At 55.7% G+C, this 23,923-nt stretch carries 21 protein-coding genes; 9 read left to right on the forward strand and 12 right to left on the reverse strand.

The genetic code is table 11. From position 1 onward, the window contains the following. The first annotated feature begins 8 nt into the window (after positions 1-8). Positions 9-632: an S-adenosylmethionine-binding protein gene (locus tag IPN28_11200; protein QQS56814.1), complete on the forward strand. Its 624-nt coding sequence runs from the start codon at positions 9-11 to the stop codon at positions 630-632. A gap of 10 nt (positions 633-642) precedes the next feature. On the opposite strand, the gene IPN28_11205 is transcribed toward IPN28_11200, so the two are convergent. Genes IPN28_11205 through IPN28_11215 form a run of 3 tightly spaced genes read right to left on the reverse strand, consistent with a single transcriptional unit; the run spans position 643 to position 4,210 of the window. Continuing rightward, entirely contained in the window at positions 643-1,353 is a 711-nt protein-coding gene (locus IPN28_11205) for a hypothetical protein (GenBank protein QQS56815.1), read from the reverse strand. Next, positions 1,353-3,419 (reverse strand): excinuclease ABC subunit UvrB, encoded by a 2,067-nt coding sequence (gene uvrB, locus IPN28_11210; GenBank protein QQS56816.1) that lies wholly within the window; start codon positions 3,417-3,419, stop codon positions 1,353-1,355. The genes IPN28_11205 and uvrB overlap by 1 nt, the downstream gene beginning before the upstream one ends. Next, a complete protein-coding gene (locus tag IPN28_11215; GenBank protein ID QQS56817.1) occupies positions 3,416-4,210 on the reverse strand; it encodes an RES domain-containing protein in 795 nt (264 codons plus the stop codon). Before IPN28_11215 ends, uvrB begins: the two co-directional genes overlap by 4 nt. A gap of 212 nt (positions 4,211-4,422) precedes the next feature. Here IPN28_11215 and IPN28_11220 point away from each other — a divergent pair, with 212 nt between their 5' ends. Further along, the gene (locus IPN28_11220) at positions 4,423-4,830 is read left to right on the forward strand and encodes a hypothetical protein (protein ID QQS56818.1); all 408 of its coding nucleotides are present in this window, start codon (positions 4,423-4,425) and stop codon (positions 4,828-4,830) included. Between the two features lie 79 nt (positions 4,831-4,909). Here the strand turns inward: IPN28_11220 and IPN28_11225 are convergent, their stop codons facing one another. Further along, positions 4,910-6,520: a hypothetical protein gene (locus IPN28_11225; protein QQS56819.1), complete on the reverse strand. Its 1,611-nt coding sequence runs from the start codon at positions 6,518-6,520 to the stop codon at positions 4,910-4,912. Positions 6,521-6,669: 149 nt separating this feature from the next. Between IPN28_11225 and IPN28_11230 the strand changes: the two genes are divergently transcribed. Next, positions 6,670-8,346: a lysine--tRNA ligase gene (locus IPN28_11230; GenBank protein QQS56820.1), complete on the forward strand. Its 1,677-nt coding sequence runs from the start codon at positions 6,670-6,672 to the stop codon at positions 8,344-8,346. A gap of 502 nt (positions 8,347-8,848) precedes the next feature. Continuing rightward, positions 8,849-9,358 (forward strand): hypothetical protein, encoded by a 510-nt coding sequence (locus IPN28_11235; protein ID QQS56821.1) that lies wholly within the window; start codon positions 8,849-8,851, stop codon positions 9,356-9,358. A 554-nt stretch (positions 9,359-9,912) separates the two neighbouring features. On the opposite strand, the gene IPN28_11240 is transcribed toward IPN28_11235, so the two are convergent. Both IPN28_11240 and IPN28_11245 read right to left on the reverse strand, forming a co-directional pair. Then, the gene (locus IPN28_11240; protein QQS56822.1) at positions 9,913-10,590 is read right to left on the reverse strand and encodes a nitroreductase; all 678 of its coding nucleotides are present in this window, start codon (positions 10,588-10,590) and stop codon (positions 9,913-9,915) included. Between the two features lie 69 nt (positions 10,591-10,659). Beyond that, the gene (locus IPN28_11245; protein ID QQS56823.1) at positions 10,660-10,869 is read right to left on the reverse strand and encodes a hypothetical protein; all 210 of its coding nucleotides are present in this window, start codon (positions 10,867-10,869) and stop codon (positions 10,660-10,662) included. A 116-nt stretch (positions 10,870-10,985) separates the two neighbouring features. Between IPN28_11245 and IPN28_11250 the strand changes: the two genes are divergently transcribed. From IPN28_11250 to IPN28_11270, 5 genes are all read left to right on the forward strand, one after another. Beyond that, positions 10,986-13,757, forward strand: a complete 2,772-nt coding sequence (locus IPN28_11250) for an ATP-dependent DNA helicase (GenBank protein QQS56824.1) — start codon at positions 10,986-10,988, stop codon at positions 13,755-13,757. Between the two features lie 29 nt (positions 13,758-13,786). Continuing rightward, positions 13,787-15,352, forward strand: coding sequence for a hypothetical protein (locus IPN28_11255; GenBank protein QQS56825.1), 1,566 nt, complete (start codon positions 13,787-13,789; stop codon positions 15,350-15,352). Between the two features lie 111 nt (positions 15,353-15,463). Further along, a complete protein-coding gene (pabB, locus tag IPN28_11260; GenBank protein QQS56826.1) occupies positions 15,464-16,891 on the forward strand; it encodes an aminodeoxychorismate synthase component I in 1,428 nt (475 codons plus the stop codon). 88 nt (positions 16,892-16,979) lie between these two features. After that, positions 16,980-17,594 (forward strand): aminodeoxychorismate/anthranilate synthase component II, encoded by a 615-nt coding sequence (locus IPN28_11265; protein QQS56827.1) that lies wholly within the window; start codon positions 16,980-16,982, stop codon positions 17,592-17,594. A 12-nt stretch (positions 17,595-17,606) separates the two neighbouring features. Further along, positions 17,607-18,569, forward strand: coding sequence for a TIGR00730 family Rossman fold protein (locus tag IPN28_11270; protein QQS56828.1), 963 nt, complete (start codon positions 17,607-17,609; stop codon positions 18,567-18,569). Here the strand turns inward: IPN28_11270 and IPN28_11275 are convergent. From IPN28_11275 to IPN28_11300, 6 genes are all read right to left on the reverse strand, one after another. Then, on the reverse strand, positions 18,566-19,444 hold the full coding sequence (locus IPN28_11275) for a hypothetical protein (protein QQS56829.1): 879 nt from the start codon (positions 19,442-19,444) through the stop codon (positions 18,566-18,568). The two genes, IPN28_11270 and IPN28_11275, sit on opposite strands and share 4 nt — an antisense overlap. A 77-nt stretch (positions 19,445-19,521) precedes the next feature. After that, complete coding sequence (atpC, locus tag IPN28_11280) at positions 19,522-19,932, reverse strand: ATP synthase F1 subunit epsilon (GenBank protein ID QQS56830.1); 411 nt, start codon at positions 19,930-19,932, stop codon at positions 19,522-19,524. A 10-nt stretch (positions 19,933-19,942) separates the two neighbouring features. Next, positions 19,943-20,503: a hypothetical protein gene (locus tag IPN28_11285; protein QQS56831.1), complete on the reverse strand. Its 561-nt coding sequence runs from the start codon at positions 20,501-20,503 to the stop codon at positions 19,943-19,945. 19 nt (positions 20,504-20,522) lie between these two features. Then, positions 20,523-22,016, reverse strand: a complete 1,494-nt coding sequence (gene atpD / locus IPN28_11290; protein QQS58620.1) for a F0F1 ATP synthase subunit beta — start codon at positions 22,014-22,016, stop codon at positions 20,523-20,525. A gap of 28 nt (positions 22,017-22,044) precedes the next feature. Beyond that, the gene (locus IPN28_11295) at positions 22,045-22,959 is read right to left on the reverse strand and encodes a phosphatase PAP2 family protein (GenBank protein ID QQS56832.1); all 915 of its coding nucleotides are present in this window, start codon (positions 22,957-22,959) and stop codon (positions 22,045-22,047) included. Positions 22,960-22,987: 28 nt separating this feature from the next. Then, positions 22,988-23,914: a F0F1 ATP synthase subunit gamma gene (locus IPN28_11300; GenBank protein ID QQS56833.1), complete on the reverse strand. Its 927-nt coding sequence runs from the start codon at positions 23,912-23,914 to the stop codon at positions 22,988-22,990. Between the last annotated feature and the right edge of the window lie 9 nt (positions 23,915-23,923).

Genomic DNA, 23,923 nt, shown 5'->3' on the forward strand with positions numbered 1-23,923 from the left:
AATTGAAAATGTTTGAGAGCCTGCAAGGACAAAAGTTTGGAACACTTCTGGTCGACCCGCCGTGGCAATTTGCCAATCGGACAGGAAAGGTTGCCCCCGAGCACAAAAGGCTCAACAGATACAGCACCATGAATCTTAGCGAAATCTGCGCTATGCCTGTGAAAACGATCACCGCAGAAAAAGCGCATCTCTACCTGTGGGTTCCCAATGCCCTGCTCAAAGAAGGCTTGCAGGTGATGGACTCGTGGGGCTTTGAATACAAAACTAACATCATCTGGCAGAAGGTCAGAAAGGACGGAGAGCCGGACGGGCGCGGCGTGGGTTTTTATTTCCGCAACACTACCGAGATTTTGCTGTTCGGAATCAAGGGCAAAAACGCCCGGACGCTCAAGCCCGGAAGGTCGCAGGTTAATGTTATTAAAAGCAGAAAACGCGAACACTCTCGTAAACCGGACGAGCAATACAAAATTATAGAACAATGCAGTTGGGGTCCGTATCTGGAGTTATTCGCCAGAGGTCCAAGAGAAGGCTGGCACGTCTGGGGCAACCAGAGCGATGATTACTTCCCGACATGGAAAACATACGCCAACCACTCGCAAAAGGATCAGGAAGAAACGGCAACGGTTTTTTAACCGAAGATCTCTACTCCCCCTCACCCATCTCCTTGATCTCGTCATCCATCCTCTTCAACTCCTCTTCCATCACTGGGGACAGCTTAATCTCCTCCGCAGACTTCTCCATCAGGGTCGGCGGCGCTGGTTCGAACATCAGAGCCAGCGGGTTGAAAAAAATAGACGCCGCAAAAACCGCCCACGTCACGGCCCGCACGGGCAGGCTTTTCTGCGTCATGCCCCACATAAACGCGCCGAATAGTGCCCCGGCGCAAAGCATGATCGGCAACCCGATTTGCAAAAGATCGAGCCGCTCCGCCATGCCCATCAGAACGCCCGGCTCCCGCGTGATAAAATACGGGTCCATGGCCGTCGGCATATGCGGCAAAAAGACAAAAGCCAGCAACATATAAACCCCGAACCCCAGCACGCCGGTCATAAAAACATTCAAAAATAGCGCTTGCAGGCTCCGCGCGGAAAAGGGCGGCGCCTCATTAGCAGCCATAATCGTTTGTCCGTTCGCCTTCATGCGGGATCGCAGAAAGAAAGCCCCCGGCAGCACGCCGAGGATCAGCGCCGCCAGATCGGTGGCCACGCCCGGCTTGTCCCCAAAGATCGACCCAAAGAGCGGGTCAAAGTTAACCCCCGCGAAGTAAAACCCCCACGCCAGCGCAAACGGCCCGGCCATGATCGCGTAAAAATACAGCGTGGCCTTGAGAAAAGCTTTCGTCAGATCGTTCATTAGAGGACTCCCATTTCTATCTCTTCCAGCTTCTTGACCTCATCGCGCAGCTTCGCGGCCTGCTCGAATTCAAGATCCCCGGCGAAGGCCAGCATCTTTTTCTTCAGCGCCTCGATATGCTTCCGCAGTTTCGCAGGTTCGTGGAACCATTCCTCGCGCTCGTCCTCGTGCAGGCCGCGCGAGACCACCACACGGTCCGCCTGCTCATAGACGGAGTCCAGAATACTGCCGATATTCTTGCGGATGCTCTCGGGCGTGATCCCGTGCGCTTCGTTATAGATGCGCTGCTTCTCGCGGCGGCGATTGGTTTCATCAATCGCGTAGCGCATCGAGTCGGTGATTTTATCGGCGTACAGGACCGCCTTCCCCTCGAGGTGCCGCGCCGCCCGCCCGATGGTTTGAACCAGCGAGGTGCGCGAGCGCAGATACCCTTCCTTGTCGGCATCCAAAATCATCACCCGCATACATTCGGGAATGTCCAGCCCCTCGCGCAGCAGGTTGATCCCGACCAGAATGTCGAACTCCCCGCGCCGCAAGCCCTGAATGATCTCGATCCGCTCCAGCGTCTCGATATCCGAATGCATATAGCGCACCTTGAGCCCGTTTTCGGTCAGGTATTCGGTGAGGTCTTCGGCCATTTTCTTGGTCAGAACGGTGACCAGCAGCCGCCCGCCCTTGGCAACGATCACCCGCGCCTCGAACATCAGGTCGTCCACCTGCGTCGCTGTAGGCCGCACCTCCACCTCCGGGTCGATCAGCCCGGTAGGCCGCACCACCTGCTCCGCCGTAATCCCCCCCGCCTGTGTAATCTCCCACTCCCCCGGCGTGGCGGAGACATAGACCGTCTGCGGGCGCAACCTGTTCCACTCCTCGAATTGCAGGGGCCGGTTATCAATCGCGGCGGGCAGCCGGAACCCGTAATCGACCAGCGTCGTCTTCCGCGCCCGGTCGCCGTTATACATTGCCCGCAGCTGCGGGATCATCGCGTGGCTTTCATCCAGAAAAATCAGCGCGTCCTCCGGCAGATATTCGATCAGCGTCGGCGGCGGATCGCCCGCCTTCCGCCCCGTCATGTAGCGCGAATAATTCTCGATCCCCTTGCACACGCCCGTCGCGGCCAGCATCTCGAGATCGAACTTCGTGCGCTGCTCCAGCCGCTGCGCCTCCAGCAATTTTCCCTCGGCATAAAACTTCGCAAGCTGCGCCTTCAGATCGACTTTGATTTGTGAAATCGCCTGCTGCATCGTCGGCCCCGGTGTGATGTGGTGCGAATTCGCGAAAATCCGCACCCCTTCGAGGTCTTCGAATTTCTGGCCCGTCAGCGGATCGAACTCCGTGACGGCCTCCAGCTCGTCCCCGAACAGGGAGAACCGCCACGCCCGGTCCTCGAAGTGCGCCGGAAAAATCTCCACCGTATCCCCGCGCACGCGGAAAGACCCGCGCTCGAACGCGATGTCGTTGCGCGAATATTGCAGCTCCACCAGCCGCTTGATCAGTTCGCCTCGGTCGATCCGGTCGCCCACCGAAAGACCGAACGCCATCGCCATGTAATCCTCTTTCGACCCGATGCCGTAAATGCACGAGACGGAGGCGACGATGATGCAGTCCCGCCGTTCGAACAGCGCCCGCGTCGCCGCGTGGCGCATCCGGTCGATCTGCTCGTTGATGCTGGAGTCCTTCTCGATATAGGTATCCGTGCGCGGAACGTAAGCCTCCGGCTGGTAGTAATCGTAATAGGAGACGAAATATTCCACGGCATTGTCGGGGAAGAAACTTTTGAATTCCCCGTAAAGCTGCGCCGCCAGAGTTTTATTGGGGGCTAAAATCAGAGCAGGCCGTCCGAGTTTTTGAATAACGTGCGCCATGGTGAAGGTCTTGCCCGATCCGGTAACGCCCAGCAGCGTGATATCCGAAAGCCCGCTCCCGACCGCCTCCACGATCCTGCGAATGGCTTCGGGCTGATCCCCCGCCGGTTCGAACGGCGAGTCGATCCGGTACGGCTGCGAAAGATCGAATGCGGCAGGGCCGAGCAACGGGCGTTCGTTATTGGGGATCAGGGCTTTCATGGGACATCAACCGATATTGGGTTCCCTGTTTCAGGATCAAATTCACCCACGCTGGATTCGTACGCAACATCAACGCCTTTGACTTTAAAAAGCCGCGTGTTCAACAAATCAGCTTTTTCAGGATTAAAAAGAGCAATATTTAAGTGTTCTTGGTCATTCGAGTTTGAGAAAATGCTTTTATAGGCAACGCCGTCATACCCAAGGTCCTTAAATTTCTTTGCCATGACCTGAGTTAAGATATACTCGCGGTTGTCATCCTCCTCAAGGACCGGAGTACAGAACGCCTGACACACACGAAACCAAACAACTTCTTTGTCATCAGTGCTAGTTTTTAGCCCTTCAAACATTTTATCCAATTCATTCGGCTTAAATGTATCTGAGCATTTTACAATTTTGACTTGCTCTTTGACTTTAAACTCTGAACAACAAACATATGATCCAATAGACGGTCGCACTTCGCTGATTGCAATTTTCTCTGACCCAGCCAGATAGAGACATGAAGTTCCTTTAGGATTTATGCGGTTTTCCTTGCCCCCGCTTTTTAAAGGGAACATCCGATCCCTTTTATACACTCGAGCCGGACGCCTCACATCACGGAACAATAAGTATTGTTCATCAACATAATCATTAAATAATTGTGCACGCCATAAAACTTGTGAGGAATCTATCGTAAATGTCTTTTCTTTTGCTATTTCCGCAAGAATTTCTAAAAAATATAAAGTCTCCTTACTATGAACGAAACGCCTGTCTGATAATTTATCAGCCCTAAATTTTCCATATACTTCCATCATTTTAAAACTTTCTTTCAACGACTATTAAAGAACTAAAGAAGTTCTTAGAGATTTTCATTTTGGGAATCATGGCTTTTATGCCTAAAAATCTAATATTTTCAGCCCCTTAAAACAATAAAAAAGCGGCGAAAGCCAAGATCGACGCCTTTTTTCTTGCCTCCCCCGCCGGACCTCAATATTATGTCCAAAAATTTTGATCAGGGGCTGATGTTATGAGTAAATCCGAATTCCGCAATCCCGACACCGATGCCATCGACGCGCAAATGGGCCACGACACCCGCAGCGGTCTGCGTCGCAATTTTGAAACCTCAGCGATCGCACTCGGCAATGCCACCCTCTATGTCGTGCGCGGCGTCGCCAAAACGGCGGCCCTGACCTTTGCCATTGCCGTCGGCGGCGCCACCGCCATCATCGCCGGCAACCGCCTCGGCGCCATTGACGACGCCACCGAAGTCCAGATGTTCATGGACAAGTGGGGCATCACCGGAGTCACCCCCGAGCAATTCATCCAGAAGCTGGAGGAAAGCGGCTTCATGGCCCCGCCTGCAGAACAGGAACAAGAGCAGGAGCAGCAGGCTCCGCAGCCTTCGATCAACGCTGCACCGACCGTGGAAGCGTGAGTCGTTTTAAGAGAAGTATAAAACAAATTTCGGCCTTCGCCGGAATCAGAGCAGCGCTTTTGTTAAGATACGAAATTCCCTAAGAGGCAGAAGAAGGAAATAAAAATTTTCTGAAATTTGACAATATTTCGTCGCTATTAACCGACGTTGCAACACCCGTTTCCCTGTATGACTGTTGCGGTGTGGAATCATCAGTCCCATTCATACCCCTATACACCACAAGATCAGAGACCATCTGATAAATCAAACGCCGTTGCTGCACAGAAAGTGTCTGAGATTTTTGTGCAATCAAAGACAGGTATTCTTCCGAGAGATTGCCTGAAACAGAGATTTTTCCTGAAAGATTATCGTAGGAAATCCCTCCAGGATAAATTTTACGGCCAATATCTGTTTGCAGCAAAAAATGCGTACGCAGAGACCGATACAGAACATCCCACTCGCCCTTTAAAACTTGAGCTCTTTTCAGTAAAGGAGTCAAATCCGAAGTCGAGTAAATATCCCGGCCGCTCATTTTCTCTAGAATTGTTAAGAACCGCGCATCAATAAACCAACCCCTGCTGCTGGGGTCAACGCCCTCTACCTGACTCCATCGCAGGAGCAAAGCCTCAATGTCGGTATTGGTCCTTTCGGCATTCAGAAGCAGATCGTCCGCAGACAGGGCAGAAAGAGCGCCGACTGCCTTTTTAAGTACTGGATCTCCATACATCTCTGCGTGTAGATCCGCTATCCCGCCAAACCCCTTAAGATTGGGAAAGCTCTTATAAGAACTCAATATTTCTCGGGAGTCCGGAACGCTGGACAAGATGCTCTCCAATGTTGGGAATGGGGTATCTTCAGGTTGCTCAAACGTCATATGAAGAAGAACTGTCGGCATACGGCTCACTGCAACAGCTGGAATGTACGAGGTAAAGTAACTGAGCATATATAACGGGGTCGACTTCTTGGTTACAGGATCGACATAATTCGTTTTCATATTAACAAAAACAGGGTTTACATCGCTCAAAATCAAATATTTAACCTTTTTAGACAGGTTGAATATTTCGCTCCGGCTGAATTTCTGGTTGCCGTTCTTGTCCCATAAAAGTCTAAGTTTTGCAAAGGCGGCGTCTCTGTAATCAAGAATATAATCGTTGTTGGAGTCCAGAGCGATAAGCGCACTCCAGGGCTTTTGATCCTTGACTCCAAGAAGCTCATCGCTGTTATCGGGAAAATTGTTATTATTCAAATCATGGAAAAGGATCATTCCCTTTTCGTTGACCCACGAGGTTTTTTCTCCATCACCATCGCCATCAAGATCAAACATAAATCGCACCGCGGAAGCGGGCGTAATCATTTCTACGGGAGGCTTATCCCGCGAAAGAGCAAGAACATAGGCACTTGGCGCAGGTTTGGGTAAAGGAGTATAGTAACCTGAGAAAAAGAAAAGATTGATATTAAAAATCCCGTCCACGACATACGCCCGCAGAACCAGAAACGGATACCGGCAGGCATAAAGAGTGCCGCGGATGCTGTACTCTACCGCCCCTTCGCCCATGTCCTGTTGCGGCCAGACTTCAGAGGGAAGCCAGTCACTCCGCCGATAGTCGGGCAGCCAAAAAAACACACCAACGGTCAGGGCGACCATAAAAGGAATGATCAACCGCAAGGATTTTCTGAATTTAGGTTTTCGGACACTCACAACGTCGCTCATGACAATCGAAATCATAATGGCATATAAAATGACGAAGCAAGAGGCCTTTTTATTGACGGCATCCTTGTCTCGCCCATTCCCGCTTCGTTTTTACAGAGATAAGTTAAAATCCCCTAGAAACCCGCGCCTTGGAGTGATATGAAAATCTCATGACAAAAGACATCGACACCGACATCGCCATGAACTGCCGCACCTGGGCCTTCGAGGAGGCCAAGGGCGTCCTCAAGCGCCTGCGGGCCATCGGCAAGGGCGAGGTCAAAACGCCCGCCAAGGGCCATGTCGTGTTCGAGACGGGCTACGGCCCCTCTGGCCTTCCGCATATCGGCACATTCGGCGAGGTCTGCCGCACCACGATGGTCATGCGCGCCTTCCAGCGCCTTTCGGATATTCCGACCAAGCTGATCTGTTTTTCCGACGACATGGACGGTCTGCGGAAAGTCCCCACCAACGTCCCCAATCAGGAGAGATTGAGGGACGCGCTCGGGATGCCGCTGACCAGCGTCCCCAACCCGTTCGAGGGTACGCCCTATAAAAGCTTCGGCGAGAACAACAACGCCAAGCTGCGTGAATTTCTCGACGGTTTCGGATTTGAATATGAATTTTTGAGTTCGACGGAAGATTGCTACAAGCCAGGAAAATTCGACCCGACGCTTAAGCTGATGCTCCAGAAATATAAGGAAATCAGGGAGGCCGTCCTGCCCCTGCTCGGCGAGGAACGCGCCGCCACCTATTCGCCCATCTTCCCCATCGTGCAGAAAAAGGGCACGGATGAGCCGCACCCCGTCATCCTCCACAATGCGGGCCTGAAGGGCATCGACGATCTGGAGAACGGCGTGGCCACCTTCGAGGTTCTGGACGACAGCGAGTTCGAGCGCACGGGATACAAGGCGGGCGAAACCGTCACGCAATCCATCTTCAAGGGCGGCTGCAAGGCGCAATGGCGCGCCGACTGGGCGTTAAGATGGTACGCGCTTGATGTCGATTACGAGATGGCCGGCAAAGACCTCGTCACCGCCGCCGATGTCGCCGCGAATATCGTAAAAATTCTGGGCGGACGCGGCCCCGCCGGATTCCGCTACGAACTCTTCCTCGACGAAAAGGGCGAAAAGATTTCCAAATCCAAGGGCAACGGCCTCTCGATGGAGGAATGGCTGACTTACGCCCCGCATGAGTCGCTGGCCTATTATATGTTTCAGCGCCCCACCAGCGCGAAGAAACTCTATTTCGACATCATCCCGAAGGCGGTCGATGAATATATCCTCGACGTCGAAAAACTGGCGGGACAGGACGCGGCCAAAAAACTCGACAACCCCGCCTGGTACATTCATGACGGCAAAATCCCCGAAGGCCAGCACAGCCCGATTTCCTTCGCGCTTCTTCTCAATCTCGTGAACGGCGCGCACAGCGATGATCCGAAGGTGATCTGGAATTTCATCCGCCGCTACGCCCCCGACGCCAGCCCTGAAAAATCGCTTCTGCTCGACCGCCTCGTGAAATACGCGATCCAGTATTACCGCGACTTCGTCCTGCCGGAGAAAAAATACCGCGAACCGGATGCCCGCGAACACGCCGCACTCTCCGCCCTCGCCGCCGCCCTTAAAACGATGGATCAGGGCTTGCCCGCCGAGGATTACATGACCGCGGTGTTTTCAGCCGGAAAGGATAACGGTTACGAAAAGGAAAACCTGCGCGAATGGTTCCAGGCGCTCTATCAGGTGCTTCTGGGCCAGGATCAGGGGCCGCGCTTCGGCTCCTTCATTGCCCTCTACGGCACGCAGGAAACCGTGGCCTTGATCGAGGACGCCCTGCACCGCAAGGCGGATTAGTCTTAATGCATCCCCGTTTTCACGGGGATGCTTGGATTGATGAGCATTGAACAACGATAGCACCCCCTCTCCCTCCATCCCTCTCCCCCTGAAAAAAGGGGGAGAGGGAAAGGGCGTAAGCCCAAGGGAGAGGGGGAACGCCATTCAGAAAAAATTCAGAGTAAAGACAGACAATCTTCGCGCGGAACGCTTCGCGTCTTGGCGATGAAAAGCCAAAAGTACTGCTCGGGGCCATGAATCGCGAAGCCGCAAAGCGGCCAGCGCCCGCCTTTATGCTTGCGTAAAATTCAGGATTAAGATACCTGATCCCCGCGTACGCGGGGATGCTACGGGAGGTGGGAGGGACAGATTTGTGCGCCGCACAAGGATTTCCGCCAATTTTCAGCAAATTTAGCTAAAATTTTAAATAAATCTTAACCACCCGTAAACTATCATAAAATGTAAGCTGGTCTCTCCAGTAAAGGATTTTCAGGGGTGCCAGCCCAGTGTGTGGGGAAACCTTATGTTCAGTATCGACAGCGCCAGACCGGCACCCGAAACCTTGCTGCAATACCTCGAATCGTTCGAGGAGTTCTGCAGGGGCGGCCTGAATATGACCCCCCAATCCTTCCGCGAGATCAACCACGAGCTGAGCATCGGCGCCGTCATGCATATCGGCAAGCACCGTTTCAAGGTTTCGGATAACAATATGCATCTCTACTGGCAGGGTCTGGACGAGCGTGAGCACGATCTCGGCCCCGTCCATAACGCGAATATCATCCGGGATTATCCGGGCTTCCATAAATCCCGCACCCATGCGCTCGGCCATGAGGATGTCGTCTCTGACTCCATCGAAAAGGTCAAGGGCCGCCGCGGCACCTATACGGTGGTGACCCTCAAGGACGGCACGGAGGGCATCGGCCCGAACTATAACCTCGCCCTGCGGAACGCCGCTTTGAAGCTGGTTTTAAAATCCGCTTTCAACCGCGCCAGCCTGTTCTCCTACTGGACCCGCTTCTGGGGTAACGCCTGAAAATCTAGGTCGTTTATGCATCCCCGTTTTCACGGGGATACCTGATTGATGAGCATTGCCCCCCCTCTCCCTCCATCCCTCTCCCCCTGAAAAAAGGGGGAGAGGGAAAGGGCGTAAGCCCAAGGGAGAGGGGGAACGCCATTCAGAAAAAATGCAGAGTAAAGACAGACAATCTTCGCGCGGAACGCTTCGCGTCTTTGCGATGAAAGGCCAAGAGCGCAGCGTGTGTCATTTGAATCGCGAAGTCGCAAAGCGGCCTGCGCCCGCCTTTATGCTTGCGTAAAATTCAGGATTAAGATACCTGATCCCCGCATACGCGGGGATGCTTAACTTGTAAGCATTTAAAAGCAACGGCATCAGTAAAAAACTATAGAGAACGCAGGGAAAAACAAAGATTTTCGCGCCTAAAGTCTCTGTTTTCCTCTGTTTGTCCCTGTAGTAAAAAATGGATTCCGGCCTTCGCCGGAATGACAAACAAAGGGACGTAAGCTCGGAAGGCTTGGAGTCTTCGCGTCTTTGCGATGAAAAATGCGGAAAGGAGAATCCAAAAGAGTTTATTTCACCCCAGAAACATCAAACCCCGCTTCGGGAAAACCGAACTTCTCCTGATCGTACAACGCATCGCCCTTATTCAGCACAGCCCCCTCGCGCCAGTGCGTGACCACGCTCGAAAGCGCGGGCCGCGGACGGTCTTCAGGCACCGCGCCGGGCGTGCCGAGATGGATGAACCCCGCGATATGGTCCCGCGCATCCAGCCCGAGATAGGATTTGAATGCCGGATGAAAGGCCGGCCATTCGGTGATCCACTGCGCCCCATAGCCGCTGGCGTGCGCGGCCAGCGAAAGCGTCATCCCCACCGCCCCGGCGGAAAGAATTTGCTCCCATAAAGGTTTATTCCCCTTCCGCATCCGTGAGACGACGGCCACCACGACCGGAGAGCGGGAAAAACGGGTCTCCTCGATTTGCAGGCGGTCTTCCCCCGCATCGGGGTTTTCGGATTGGAAAATTTCGCGCAGCTTCGCCCCCGCCTGTACGCTCCCCTCGCCTTCAAAAACAATGAAGTACCACGGAACCAGCTTGCCGTGATCGGGCACACGCACTGCCACCGTCAGAATGCGCTCCAACTCCTCCGGAGAGGGTCCGGGAAACTGCATATTTTTGGCGGACGCGCTGCTGCGCCTCAGAAGATACTCCAGAACCTCATTGGATTTTTTTCCGCAAATGACGGACATGAATACTCCTGCCTGAAATGTAAACAGGAGACACTATAGCGCGGGAGTCAGAAAAGGAAAATTCGGAAATCAGGGACCGTTCGGAGCTTCCAGCGTATCGTAGTCCAGGCCGTCATCGCTGGTCAGCGGCGCACCCCCGGCTTTCACATCTTTCATCATCTGCCCGGCAACTTCAGGGGAGAGACGGGTCATCGTGCCGTCAGGATTCGGAAAAACGCCGTTAGACAGCATCATAAGCAACTTACGCTTTGTCTCTTCAGGATCGGCAGGACCGCTCATAACAATAACCTCTATAAAAGTCTTCCAGAACGCAAAGTTTCGCAAAGGAAGGTTAATAAACATATAATACGAAACTTGGGGGCGATTTGTCCAAAAAAACGTGCTATAGGCAGAAAATGAGCGCTCTTCCGGCCACATCTGAATCAAAAAAAGTCGCACTTCCTGACGTCCCTGCCCTCTGCGTGAACAGTCGCCTAGCCGCCCTGCTGACCACGGACGGAGAGATCAAAACCCTGCCGCTCGACCAGGCCCGCCTGCTTCTGCATAAAAAGCCCGTGATGGTCTGCCACGCGCCGTTCACGAAGGCGCGGCTGGAACTGGATGAATTTCTGGCCTTCGATGTTTTGGAATTGTTTGCCTTTGTCCACCCGGCACGTTTTTGCGTCCCCACGCCCGCCGGACTGGCGAAGGCGCTCTTCCTTCCTGCACCGGAAAATTTCGAGGACGCCCCCGCGATATTGATGGACATCGCCCTCGCCCTTTTAAAAGATTTGAAGAACGACCCTTACGCCGAAAAAACCGACCCGCTCGCGATTGCCGGAGTGATGGGACTAAGGGGAAAAGGCTGGCCGTGGACGCCCTATATTTTTTCCGCGCTGGGCGAAACATACGATCCGGCGATTGAACCCCCCTCCCGCGCCGCGCTCAATGTCTGGAAGCATCTGCCGGAATGGGCGGAGGATGCGCCGCCCCCGCCGCCCGCACATGAAGGAGTCAGCGCGGAAGAAACCACCGAGCGCCTGCGCGAACTTCTCGCCCGCGGCGACGGCAGGACGGAAGCCCGCCCGCAGCAGCTCTCCTACGCGCAGGAAATCGCCCACGCCTTCGCCCCTGTGAGCGATATGGACAGCCCGAAGATCGTCCTCGCCGAAGCGGGAACGGGCGTCGGAAAAACGCTGGGCTATCTCGCCCCCGCCAGCGTCTGGGCGGAAAAGAACGACGCGAGCGTCTGGATCTCCACCTACACCAAAAACCTGCAGCGCCAGATCGACACGGAACTCGACCGCCTCTACCCCCACCCGGAGGTCAAGAACGCCTATGTCACCGTCCGCAAGGGCCGTGAGAATTATCTCTGCCTGCTTAATCTTGAGGACTCGGCGGCAGGGGCGGCAACGTCCCACTCCCCGCGCCACACGCTGGCCGCCGGTTTAATGGCCCGCTGGACGGCGGCCACGAAGGACGGGGATTTAAGCGGCCCCGATTTCCCCGGCTGGCTGACGGGCTTGCTGGAATCGCAAGGCACTTACGGACTGGCCGACAGACGGGGCGAATGTATCTTCTCCGCCTGCGACCATTATCACCGCTGCTTCGTCGAACGCTCAATCCGCAAATCCAAACGCGCCCGCATCGTCGTGGCCAATCATGCTCTGGTGATGATCCAGTCCGCCCTCTCCATGCCCGGTGAGGATTTGCCGACGCGCTATGTCTTCGATGAAGGGCATCATCTGTTCGACGCCGCTGACAGCGCCTTCGCCGCGCATCTGACGGCACGGGAAATGAATGATCTGCGCCGCTGGATTCTGGGCACAGAAGGCGGACGCAAAAGCCGCGCACGGGGTTTGAAGCGCCGCATCGAGGATTTGATCGCCGGGGACGCCACCGCCGAAACAATCCTGCACGCCATCCTCCATCAGGCCCGCTGCCTTGCCGCGCAGGGCTGGAGCAAGCGCCTGAACGATAAAGCGCCCGACGGCCCCGGAGAAAATTTTCTCGCCGAAGTCTACCGTCAGGTTTATGCGCGGGCCGAAGGACGCGACGGCCCCTACGCGCTGGAGACCGGACTTCATCCCGCAGACCCCGATCTGATCGAGGCGGCAAAAAAACTCAAATCCGCTTTGCAGAAATTGCAAAAGCCGATGAGCGAAATGACGCGCCTGATTGCCAAAAAACTCGAACAGGACGAAGGCTATATGGATGCCGATACGCGCAAGCGCCTCGACGCCCTCGCCCGCTCGCTCGAACGCAGAACGCAACTGACGCTCAAGGGCTGGATCGGGCTGCTGACCGCCATAGAAACAGACAAGCCTTCGCCCGGATTCGTGGACTGGCTGGAAATCGAGCGCATTGATGGCCGCGCTTTTGATGTTGGCGCTTATCGCCACCACACTGACCCGATGTTGCCCTTCGCCGCCAGCCTGCGGCCCCATCTGCACGGCATGGCTGTCACCTCCGCGACCCTGCGCGACGGCAGCGCCGACGACGGCGACAACTGGCAGACCGCGCAGGAACGCACAGGCGCAAATTTTCTGGCGAAGGATCACCGTCACGCCGCCTTCGCCTCCCCGTTCGATTACCAATCGCAGACGCGCATTTTTATCGTCAATGACGTCCGCAAGGACGACCCCGCGCAGGTCGCCGGAGCTTATCGTGCACTCTTCAAGGCCAGCGGCGGCGGCGGACTGGGACTCTTCACCTCGATCCAGCGCCTGCGCGCCGTGCATAAAAAAATCGTCACCGATCTGGAGGATGCCGGTATCCCCCTCTATGCCCAGCACGTGGACGCGATTGACACCGGAACGCTGGTCGATATGTTCCGCGACGATCCCCATTCCTGCCTGCTCGGAACCGATGCCGTGCGCGACGGGGTGGACGTGCCCGGCGACTCCCTGCGCCTGATCGTTTTCGACCGCGTACCGTGGCCGCGCCCGACGATTTTGCACAAGGCCCGCCGTGAACAGTTCGGCAAGAAACGCTATGACGACATGATTACGCGCCTGAAAATAAAGCAGGCCTATGGCCGCCTGATCCGCCGCGAGACGGATAAGGGCGTGTTCGTTATCCTCGACCCGATGCTGCCCTCGCGCCTGCTCGGCGCCTTTCCGCAAGGCGTGGAGGTCAAAAAGGCGGGACTGGCCGAAATTGTTGAGAATATTCGCGGTTTTCTCTAGGATAAGCCGCGAAAGCCAGAGAAAAGACCATGGGCAGTAGTAGGAAAAGAATCAATCCCGAAGCCATACTGAGTGGCAACGGCAAGCAGACGCTGCAATACGCGACGCTCGACCGGATGCTGACCGACCACGGCTTCATCGAAGCCCGTCATACCAGTGGCGACCACACGCATTACAAGCACGAAGGCTCCGGCATCACAGTCGGCATCATCATGGGGCCGAACACGGTTGTCTACCAGAAAGCCGCCGCGCAGGCCTGTATGGATGTGGCGGCATGGGAAGCCGGACAGCAAAGCGAACGGCAGGCCCGCGTCACTGAACGGTTTTCATCCGTCGCTAAAGCCACACAGGCGGGCGCCCCGCCCGCCGAGGAGTTATTCCCGCCGGAAAAATACGAAGTCTCCGCCCCCGAAGGTCACGACGACATCAGGATCGTGCGCCTGAAGGACCGCCCGCAAATCGGAACCATCGCGGCCCCGCGCATGACCCCGCCCGAAGCACAGGCGATTGCGGCGGAACTCGATAGCCAGCAGGCCGAGTTCGAGCCGCTGCTTCGTGAGATGGTCTCGCGCTTCGAATTCAGCCTGAAAGAGGACGGCACCGCCCGCACACTCACCCTCTCGCATGACTATGACCCGGATGAAGAGCACATCATTCTCGGCCCCTACGACCCGGAAAAAGACAGTCCTCTGGAGGAGCTCCGGCAGAACAGAACCGATCTCAACTCTTACGACGCGGACGCTCTCGAATGGGTCAAGGCACGAACCTCTTTCTCCAAGACGGCGCCAAAGAAACTCCCTGACGGGCGTCTGGAATGGACGCTGCCCTTATCGCATTTCATTTCTCACGAGCAACAGGACGTCAAGCTGGTGACCACGCCGGGTGGACGGATAGCCTCCGCCGACATCTACCGCTTTCTGCAACAGATTCTGGAATTCGAGCGCGGAAGCGAGCGGGAATCGCGCCGCCTGAAAACCATTCTGGCGCAAACCTGGGGCTTGAACCTCAATCTCTCCAAGACCGAACCGCAACGCCTGATCGCCAGTCACCCCTTTGAAAAGCAACCGCTCTTTGAGATTCCGATGGTCTATCAGACCCCGTCTGTCAGCAAGCTCTACGAAGACTTCATGAGATCGACAGACGATCAGCAGGCCATCGTCTTTACCGACAATATGTTCGAAATCACCGCCGAGTGGGAGGACAGCAAGAAACGCATTGTCGAAAGTATTCATGCATTCAGAAGCAGGCTGGAGGAAGCCAAGAAGAAGTATGATGGGCTGGTCTCGCTCTTGCCGGAAATGCGGATGTCTCCGGGCAAGCAAGCACCCAGAAAGGGCGATATTGGCTACAATATGATCCACCACCCCGGACTGGGCGCACCCGTGCGGATTGAATATCTCAGCCAGGGATTGATACAGGATCCCAAAAGCCCCACCGGGCAGAGCCTGATGATCTACCCCAGCCCGCAGGATATCAGCAAACTGGAGAACCTCATGGCCGAGAAGGGACTTCTTGCCCGAGAGTCCGATAAACCCGCGCAATTCGCGCCCTGGGCGGACGGATTCGGCCCCGGCAACGGCCCCGGCCAGGGCTAGAGCCGCCTGTGGACAGCCTTATCCGAAAACTTTGGAATATTGGCAAAACCCGCACTATAATGCCCTTTGCGTTTTTGCATAATGAAGGTTACGGAGCGAAGCAGCGCTGAGATGAAACCCTTTGTCCATGAAGTCGCCGATCTCGACCCGCTGCAGGCTTTCGCGGCGATCCGCACCCTGCCCTACAGCCTGCTGCTCGACAGCGCCGATGCCAACCACCCCGGCAGCCGCTATTCCTTTGTCATGGGCTATCCGATCGAGACGATCGAAACCAAGAACGGAAATACCATCGTCACGAACTGGGATCAGCGCCTCACACTTCCCGGCGACCCGTTCGCCATCCTGCGCGAACGCATGGAATCATGGATTCAAAAGGTCAAAACCATTGCCAACCTCCCGCCCTTTCAGGGCGGCGCCGCCGGATATTTCGGATACGACCTCGGCCGCCTGATCGAGGAGTTGCCCGAGCAGGCAAAGGATAACCCCGCGATCCCTGACATGGCGGTGGGAATCTACGATCAGGTCTACGCCTTCGACCACAAGCAGAACAAGGGCTGGATCATCACCCATGCCAAGGGCGAAAAGGACGCGCAGCGCAAGCGCGAATTCTTTCTCGCCCAACTCACGAAGGAACAGCCCGATCCGGCCTACACGCCCGCTGCGCTCAACTGGACCTCCAACATCCATCAGGACGATTACCTGAAAAAAGTCGGCAAGGTGATCGACTACATCTATGCCGGAGATATTTTTCAGGCGAACATTTCCCAGAGGTTCAAGGCGACCCTGCCGGAAAATTTCGACGCCTTCGGCCATTACATCGTGCTGCGCGAGGTCAACCCCGCCCCCTTCGCCGCCTATATGAATGTGGGCGATATAAAAATTTCTTCCGCCTCGCCGGAACGATTTCTGAACCTCAACGCCCGCCGCGAAGTGGTCACCATGCCCATCAAGGGCACCCGCCCCCATGTCACCGACCCGCAGCAGGATCGCGCCTACCGCGAAGATTTATTGAACAGCGAAAAGGACCGCGCCGAAAACATCATGATTGTGGATTTGCTCCGCAACGATCTCTCCAAGGTCTGTCAGCCGGACTCGATCTCGGCGCACAATCTCTGCCAGCTTGAAACCTTCGCCAGCGTCCACCATCTCGTCTCGACCGTGCGCGGCGCATTGAAAAAGGACAAGGACGCGCTTGACCTTCTGCGCGCCTGTTTCCCCGGCGGCTCGATCACCGGCGCTCCGAAAATCCGCGCCATGGAAATTATCGAGGAGATCGAACCCACGCGGCGCGGCCCCTATTGCGGCTCGATAGCCTATATCGGCTTCGACGGCCAGATGGACAGCAGCATCCTGATCCGCACGCTGGTCTATGAGGGCAACACCGTGACCTTCCAGACCGGCGGCGGCATCGTGGCGGACTCGGACCCCGCCGCCGAGTATCAGGAAACGCTGGACAAGGCCCGCGCCCTTTTCCGCAGCTTCGAGGCGGGCCTGCAAAGCCATAAAGCCGCTCCGCCCCCCGCCGCCAAGACCGGATAGTCCTAAAAAACCGGAAAAACACTATGAAATCTGTGGGTTACCCCAAAGAACACTTCCTTTTGCAAAGGCCAATCGTTAATATCCGCCCATGATTTTGGTCATCGACAATTACGACTCCTTTGTCTACAACCTCGCCCGCTATGTCGAGCGGCTCGGCGGCAGCTATGAGGTGCGCCGCAACGATTGCGTAACGCTCGAAGAGGTCAAGGCGATGCGCCCCGAGACGATCATCCTCTCTCCCGGCCCGTGCGCCCCGGAGCAGGCCGGAATCTGCGTTGAGACCGTAAAAAAATTCGCAGCCACAATCCCCATCCTCGGCGTGTGTCTGGGCCATCAGGCGATCGGTGAAGCCTTCGGAGGCAAGACCACCCGCGCCGAAAAACCCGTCCACGGCAAAGCCACGCAGATCGAACATGACGGAACGGGATTATTCAGGGATCAGCCTAGCCCGATGAAGATCGGACGCTATCATTCCCTCGTCACGCAACTGCCGGAAAACACCCCCCTGATCGTCACCGCCCGCGCCCCCAACGGCGAAATCATGGCGATGCGGCACAAGGAGTATCCGACCTTCGGCGTACAGTTCCATCCCGAATCCGTCCTGACCCCCACGGGCATCGACCTGCTCTATAATTTCGTCATCATCGCCGATGAGTGGAACCGCAGCCGCAAGGCCATCACCCCGCAGGCTCTGGCGGGGTAAGGGCGCAGGAATATGAAGCTCTCCGACATTCAGCGTGTGACGGTCTATCTCGGCTCCTCCGGCCGCTGCCGCCCCGTCTTCAAGGACGCCGCCGCCGAACTCGGCCAGCTCATCGGGAAGGAAAAGAAGACGCTTGTGTATGGGGGCATGGATTCCGGCCTCATGGGCATCGTGGCAAATAACGCGCTGGCCGCCAAGGCGCGGGTCATTGGTGTGATTCCGAAAAACCTTCAGGACAGCGAACGCATCCACCCCAGCCTGAACGAAACCATCCTCGTCCCCGATCTCTGGGAACGAAAATTGAAGATGTTCCGCCGCGCCGACGCGGTGATCGTCCTCCCCGGCGGCTTCGGCACGCTGGATGAGATGATGGAGGTGCTGCACTGGGCCGACCTCGGGCTGCACCGCAAACCGATGGTCGTAGTCAATGTCGAGGGCTACTGGGATGATCTGATCGACTATCTGCAGACCCTGCCCGATTACAACAAGGACTTCCTGCGCGTAACGGATTCCGTTTCGAAAGTGTTCAACGTTCTCAAAAGCTGGACACCGCCCAAAACCGCCCCCGCGGAAAATGCGGAAACCTTCCCGCATTTCGAGGAAGAGATTCTGAAGGCCTCAAAGACGCATCTGGTCTTTGACACGGCAACGGTCAGGGACACGTATATTCTGGCCACCGCGCTGGGCCTCAAGCAGCTCGACAAGCACGAACGCGCTATCGGCCTTCTCAACCAACAGGAAAAATTCTCAAAGCTTCTGGAATGGATCGACCGCGCCGGACAGGAGCATTTCATCTCCGACCGCTGCACACAGCTTTTCAGTGTAGAAAAAACCTCGGCGGAATTAAAAAAGAAACTCGCGGCGCACAAACACATCAGGATTGATCTGAACACGGAAAAATGGGGACCGAGCGAGACGAAGAGCCATATCGAGCTGCGCCGTAAGAACGGCAACCCGCCTAAAGAAAAAACCTAGATAGTATGCTCTTGGGTTTTATCGATCCCGAACGCCATCTTGTTCTGGATATTTCCGATGATATGCTGCGAAACTTCCTCGCTCACGATTTTCTGGATGCTCATTTGCAGCGCGAAACGCTCCGTCTGCGGGAAATTCATCGACTGGAAGATTTCGATCAGTTCGCCTTTCAGCGCCTGAACCGCCAGTTCGTCCTGTCTTTCGCGGATACGGTCATGAATGGCCTTTTTAAGAGCGCCCTCCTGCACGAAATCGTCCAGATCGGCATAACGGGCACGCAGGTTGTTCAGCCCGATCTGCGTCATCATATCCGCCAGATCGGTAAAATCCTTTGAGGTATAGAGCGCCAGAACCTCGTCGCCGCGCTGCTCGACCAGCCCCACATAAAGCTCCCCCATCGCCTTCCGGTCGTTCGGGTTACTGCTGAGTTGCCGGGCCAGTTGATGGATGCTTTCGTTCCCCGGCGTACAGGCGAACAGCTTTTCGTAGTGTTCCACGCGCTCACGGCGATAAGCCTGGACCCGCTGCTGGATCGAGAAACTGCCGCGCTCGGCGCGTTCCCCGGGAACTTCCTGTTTTTTAAAAGTGTACCCCTGCCCCAGAAGGCGGGAGATTTCACTCGTCACCAGATCGTTGGCCAGTGTGGGATCGCAGGGATCGCCCGAAACGGCGGGAGCACGGCTGCGGTTCGTCAGATCGAAAATGCGGTCGTTGGGAAGAAGAGGAGCAGTGGAACCGCCCTGAATTAAAACGAGGGGCTGCGGACCTTGGATAAGTGCCTGCTCCCTTTCCTGAGGCAATTCTGGCGGCGAACTGCACGAGGTCAGCCAGATCACAGCCAGCAACCCGGCCCCTGCTTGTTGTAAACGCCCCATAGGAAACACCCCCTGCAATTCTGTTTTCTTCCCTCCAGTCCAGCAGAATCGGTAAATTATGTCAATATTAAAGAGCTTTAGGCGGCAGAAGCGGCGGAAATCTTGGCTTCAACAAGCTTGATCTGGGATTTGATGCGCCGTTGATCGGCCTTGTCCTTGGCCAGCCCGAGATCCTCGCGGAGGTCTTTGAGCTGCTGCGTCAGCTTGGGAGAGTCCAGTTCCTCGACGGGAATGGCTTCCTCGGCAAGGATACTGCACTTGGCGGCAGTCACATCGGCAAATCCGCCCGCGATGAAGATTTTACGCGCCGTACCCTTGTCGTCCTTGTAAAGCTTGACGACACCCGGAGAAAGCGAGGCCACCAGCGAGCAATGCCCGGCCATCACGCCGAACACGCCCTCGTCACCGGGGATGACCGCCATATGGACATCCTCGGACACCAGCTTCTTTTCGGGCGACACCAGGTCGAAATGGATTGTTCTGCTCATGCGATCTGCCTTATTTCTTATTGGGGTTCTTGAATGTTGCGGAAAGCCCTTCGGGCTTATAACCCTTGCAGCGGACTTTATCTTTTTCCTGAGCTTCTAACGCACGCGTCATTTCGTCAAAATCGGGAAGCTCCTCGTAAAACCCCATCGTATGGTGGCTGCCCCAGTTGGAGACGCCCTCACTATTTTTTGGGCCCGGACAGTACATATCAAGATGGTACAAGCGGTCATTCGGCCCGATATGCCCCATCTCCCTGTCGATTTTCGTGGTTGCATCGTAACTGCCAAGAGAAATTTCATAAAGGAAAACGCCCTCGGTATCCGTGAAGAGATAACGGTAATATCTTTTGTCTTCGCCTTCAGGAGTTGCGTATTTCAGGGCGTACCCCTTCTTATCCTTATAAGTCAGAATTTTTGCTAGCCTGTACCCCTTATCAAGATGCGGGCTGTCTTTAAAAGTATCCCATTGAGCGAGAACTTTATCGACGGTAGCATCCGCAGCATACGCCCGCTGAACCGAAACAAACGTAACGACAAAAACCAACGCAAATAAGACTGTTAGATGTCTCATGACGGCTCCCGCCTCAACTTTAAGCCGCTTCCTGCGCCATTTTTGTGGCCTTCTCGACGACCTGCTCAATCGGGCCGACCATGTAGAACGCCGCCTCCGGCAGATGATCGTATTCCCCCGCGACGATGGCCTTGAAGCCCTTGATCGTGTCTTCGAGGGAGACGAAGGCACCCGGCGTTCCGGTGAACACCTCAGCGACGTGGAACGGCTGCGAGAGGAAACGCTGGATCTTCCGCGCCCGGGCAACCGTCAGCTTGTCATCTTCGGAAAGCTCGTCCATCCCCAGAATGGCGATGATGTCCTGCAGGTTTTTATAAGATTGCAGCGTCTTCTGCACCGAAGTCGCCACGCCGTAATGATCTTCGCCGATCACGCGGGGATCGAGAATCCGCGAGGTGGAGTCGAGCGGGTCAACCGCCGGATAAATCCCCTGCTCCGCGATCTTCCGTGACAAAACCGTGGTCGCGTCAAGGTGCGAGAAGGTCGTCGCCGGCGCCGGGTCGGTCAGATCGTCCGCCGGAACGTAAACCGCCTGAACCGAGGTAATGGAGCCCTTGTTCGTGGAGGTGATGCGTTCCTGCATCGCGCCCATCTCGGTCGAAAGCGTCGGCTGATAACCCACCGCCGAAGGAATACGGCCCAAAAGCGCCGACACCTCGGACCCCGCCTGTGTAAACCGGAAGATGTTATCAAGGAAGAACAGAACGTCCTGCCCCTCGGCATCGCGGAAATATTCCGCCATCGTCAGAGCGGACAGCGCCACCCGCGCACGCGCACCGGGAGGCTCGTTCATCTGGCCGTACACCAGCGCAACTTTTGAATTTTTATAATCGCCGACCTTGATAACGCCGGATTCGATCATCTCGTGGTAAAGGTCGTTCCCCTCCCGGGTCCGCTCACCGACGCCGCCGAACACCGACACGCCCCCGTGCCCCTTGGCGATGTTGTTGATCAGTTCCATGATCGTCACCGTCTTGCCGACCCCGGCGCCGCCGAACAGGCCGATCTTTCCGCCCTTCGCATAGGGGCAGAGCAGGTCGATAACTTTAATGCCGGTCACAAGAATTTCGGTCTCCGTCGCCTGATCCTTGAAGGCGGGCGCTTCGCGGTGGATCGGCCAGTATTCCTTGGTCGTAACCTCTTCGCCTTCGTCAATCGGCTGTCCGATGACATCGAAAATCCGGCCCAGCGTTTCGGGACCGACCGGAACAGCAATCGGCGCACCCGTGTCGATGACCTTCGAGCCGCGCACGAGTCCGTCGGTCATGTCCATAGCAATAGCGCGGACGGTGTTTTCGCCCAGATGCTGCGCGACCTCCAGAACCAACTCCTTGCCGTTATTATCGGTATGCAGCGCGTTCAAAATTTCGGGAACCTCGCCCTCTTCGAACTGAACGTCCACGACCGCGCCGAGCACCTGCAGGATTTTCCCTGTGGCTTTGGCTTCGACCGCTTTGACGTTCTTTTCCGTTTTTGCTTTGGCTTTTGTGTCTTTGGCCATTTTTTTCTCCATACTCACATTGAACTGTTAAAAATCTGAATTACTGTTTCGACGGCTCGGGCGTTTCCGGTTTCACAATCAGGGCCGGATCGATGATCAGAGGCTTATAATTCTCAAACGCCGATTCTTCGGGGGCAACGAAGGACGCTTTCGCCTCCTTCAACTGCTCCTGAAACTCGGGAACCTCCATTAATTTTGCCAGCACATCCTCTGCCAGTTTTCGCCCGGCCACGCTGTCGCTCGGATAATGAACACCCGCAATCTCGCGCCGCGTCCCGATCGCCCACGCATGGGCCATGTAAATATCCTTATGCTTCTCATCAAGCATGGCAAGGATAAGGCCAACGATGTGGGATTGTCCGCCATGACCGGACGGATACGCAGGATGGCCCGGATTCGGGATCACAGTTTTCAAATCCGGCGCAAGAAAATCCGGCCTGACCCGAAGGAATTCTTTTTTGTAACTAATAATGAAAACCCCAGCATCGACCACAACCTTGGTTATAAGTTCCTCGGCTTCAGGATTTTTCTCCGAGGAGAAAAGCCCTACCTCTTCATAAGAAACCAGAGGGGTCGGCATATCGTTTTCAAAAACGATAATCTTGATGGTCTCAGGTGTGCGAAGATTCGCTGCAAAATTTTTCAACGTCTCAAGCTCGGCAGAGGTTTCAGGACTATCGTTAGCGGGAAACGTAGGGACTTCAAATGCAGTATCCTTGGGCAGAAAAGCCGGCCCCATATGAAGAAAACGCAGCACTTCAGGATCCCAACTGGAATCTGGATAAATCGCCTGAGCAGTACCTTCAGGGATTTTCGGCAAGAGCTTAACGGCCTCAGGCTCCAGAGCAGGAGGAGCTCCCTTCGCAACCTGCGGCGAAAAAAACAAGACCGCGGTTACAGCCAAAGTCGAAAAAAGCAGAACCAGACGGCCCGTCATGAATCGTATTTTGTCCAAAATTTTTCCCCTTGGATCATACATAGGATCACACCGCCTCCGCCCCGGAGATGATCTCGATCAGCTCCTTGGTGATGTAAGCCTGACGCGCCCGGTTGTATTGAAGCGTGAGGTCATTGATGCGCTCACCGGCATTTCGTGTCGCGTTATCCATAGCGGTCATCCGCGCCGCCTGCTCCCCGGCGGAACTGTCCAGCATCGCGCCATAAATCTGAATGCTCAGATTACGCGGCAGAAGTTTGCTCAGGATCATATCCTCGTCCGGCTCGAAACTGTAGGGCGAAAGCAACGAAGCCGCAACCGGCTCCTCAGCCTTGACGGCTTTTCCTTTAGCCGTACTCTTGGCGCCCTGCTGCCGGGCCTTAAAGGGGATAAGCTGCTGCGTCACCGGAGTCTGCGTAAGAATCGATTTGAACTCGTTATAGATCACGCTGCAGACATCGAACTGTCCGGCCTCGAACCGCGCCAGAATAAAATCCGATATTTTCTGCGCGACGGCAAATTCAACGGTATTCTTCCCGAACACATCGCGGAAACTCTCGACGATCAGGCTGCCATACTCGCGGCGGATCATGTCGCGCCCCTTGCGCCCCACGCAAACGATCGAGACGTCCTTGTTCTCGGACCGCAAGGCCGCAATTCTCAGCTTGAGCTCCTTCACGGCATAGGCGTTGAACCCGCCGCACAAACCGCGATCCGCCGTAACGAGAACCAGCAGATGCCGCTTGTCGGAACCCGTTCCGGCCAGAAGTTTCGGGCTGGCCGGGGTAATCGTGACATTCGAGGCCAGACGAGCAAGCATCTCGGACATGGAACGGGCGTAAGGCTGGCTGGCCTCGGCCTGTTCCTGTGCGCGGCGCAGCTTGCTGGCCGCCACCATCTTCATGGCGGACGTGATCTTCCGGGTGGATTTCACCGATTTGATACGGTCCCTGTAATCGCGTAAGCTCGGCATTGCTTCTTA

Source organism: Alphaproteobacteria bacterium (genome assembly GCA_016699735.1).
GTDB lineage: Bacteria > Pseudomonadota > Alphaproteobacteria > Micavibrionales > Micavibrionaceae > JAGNKE01.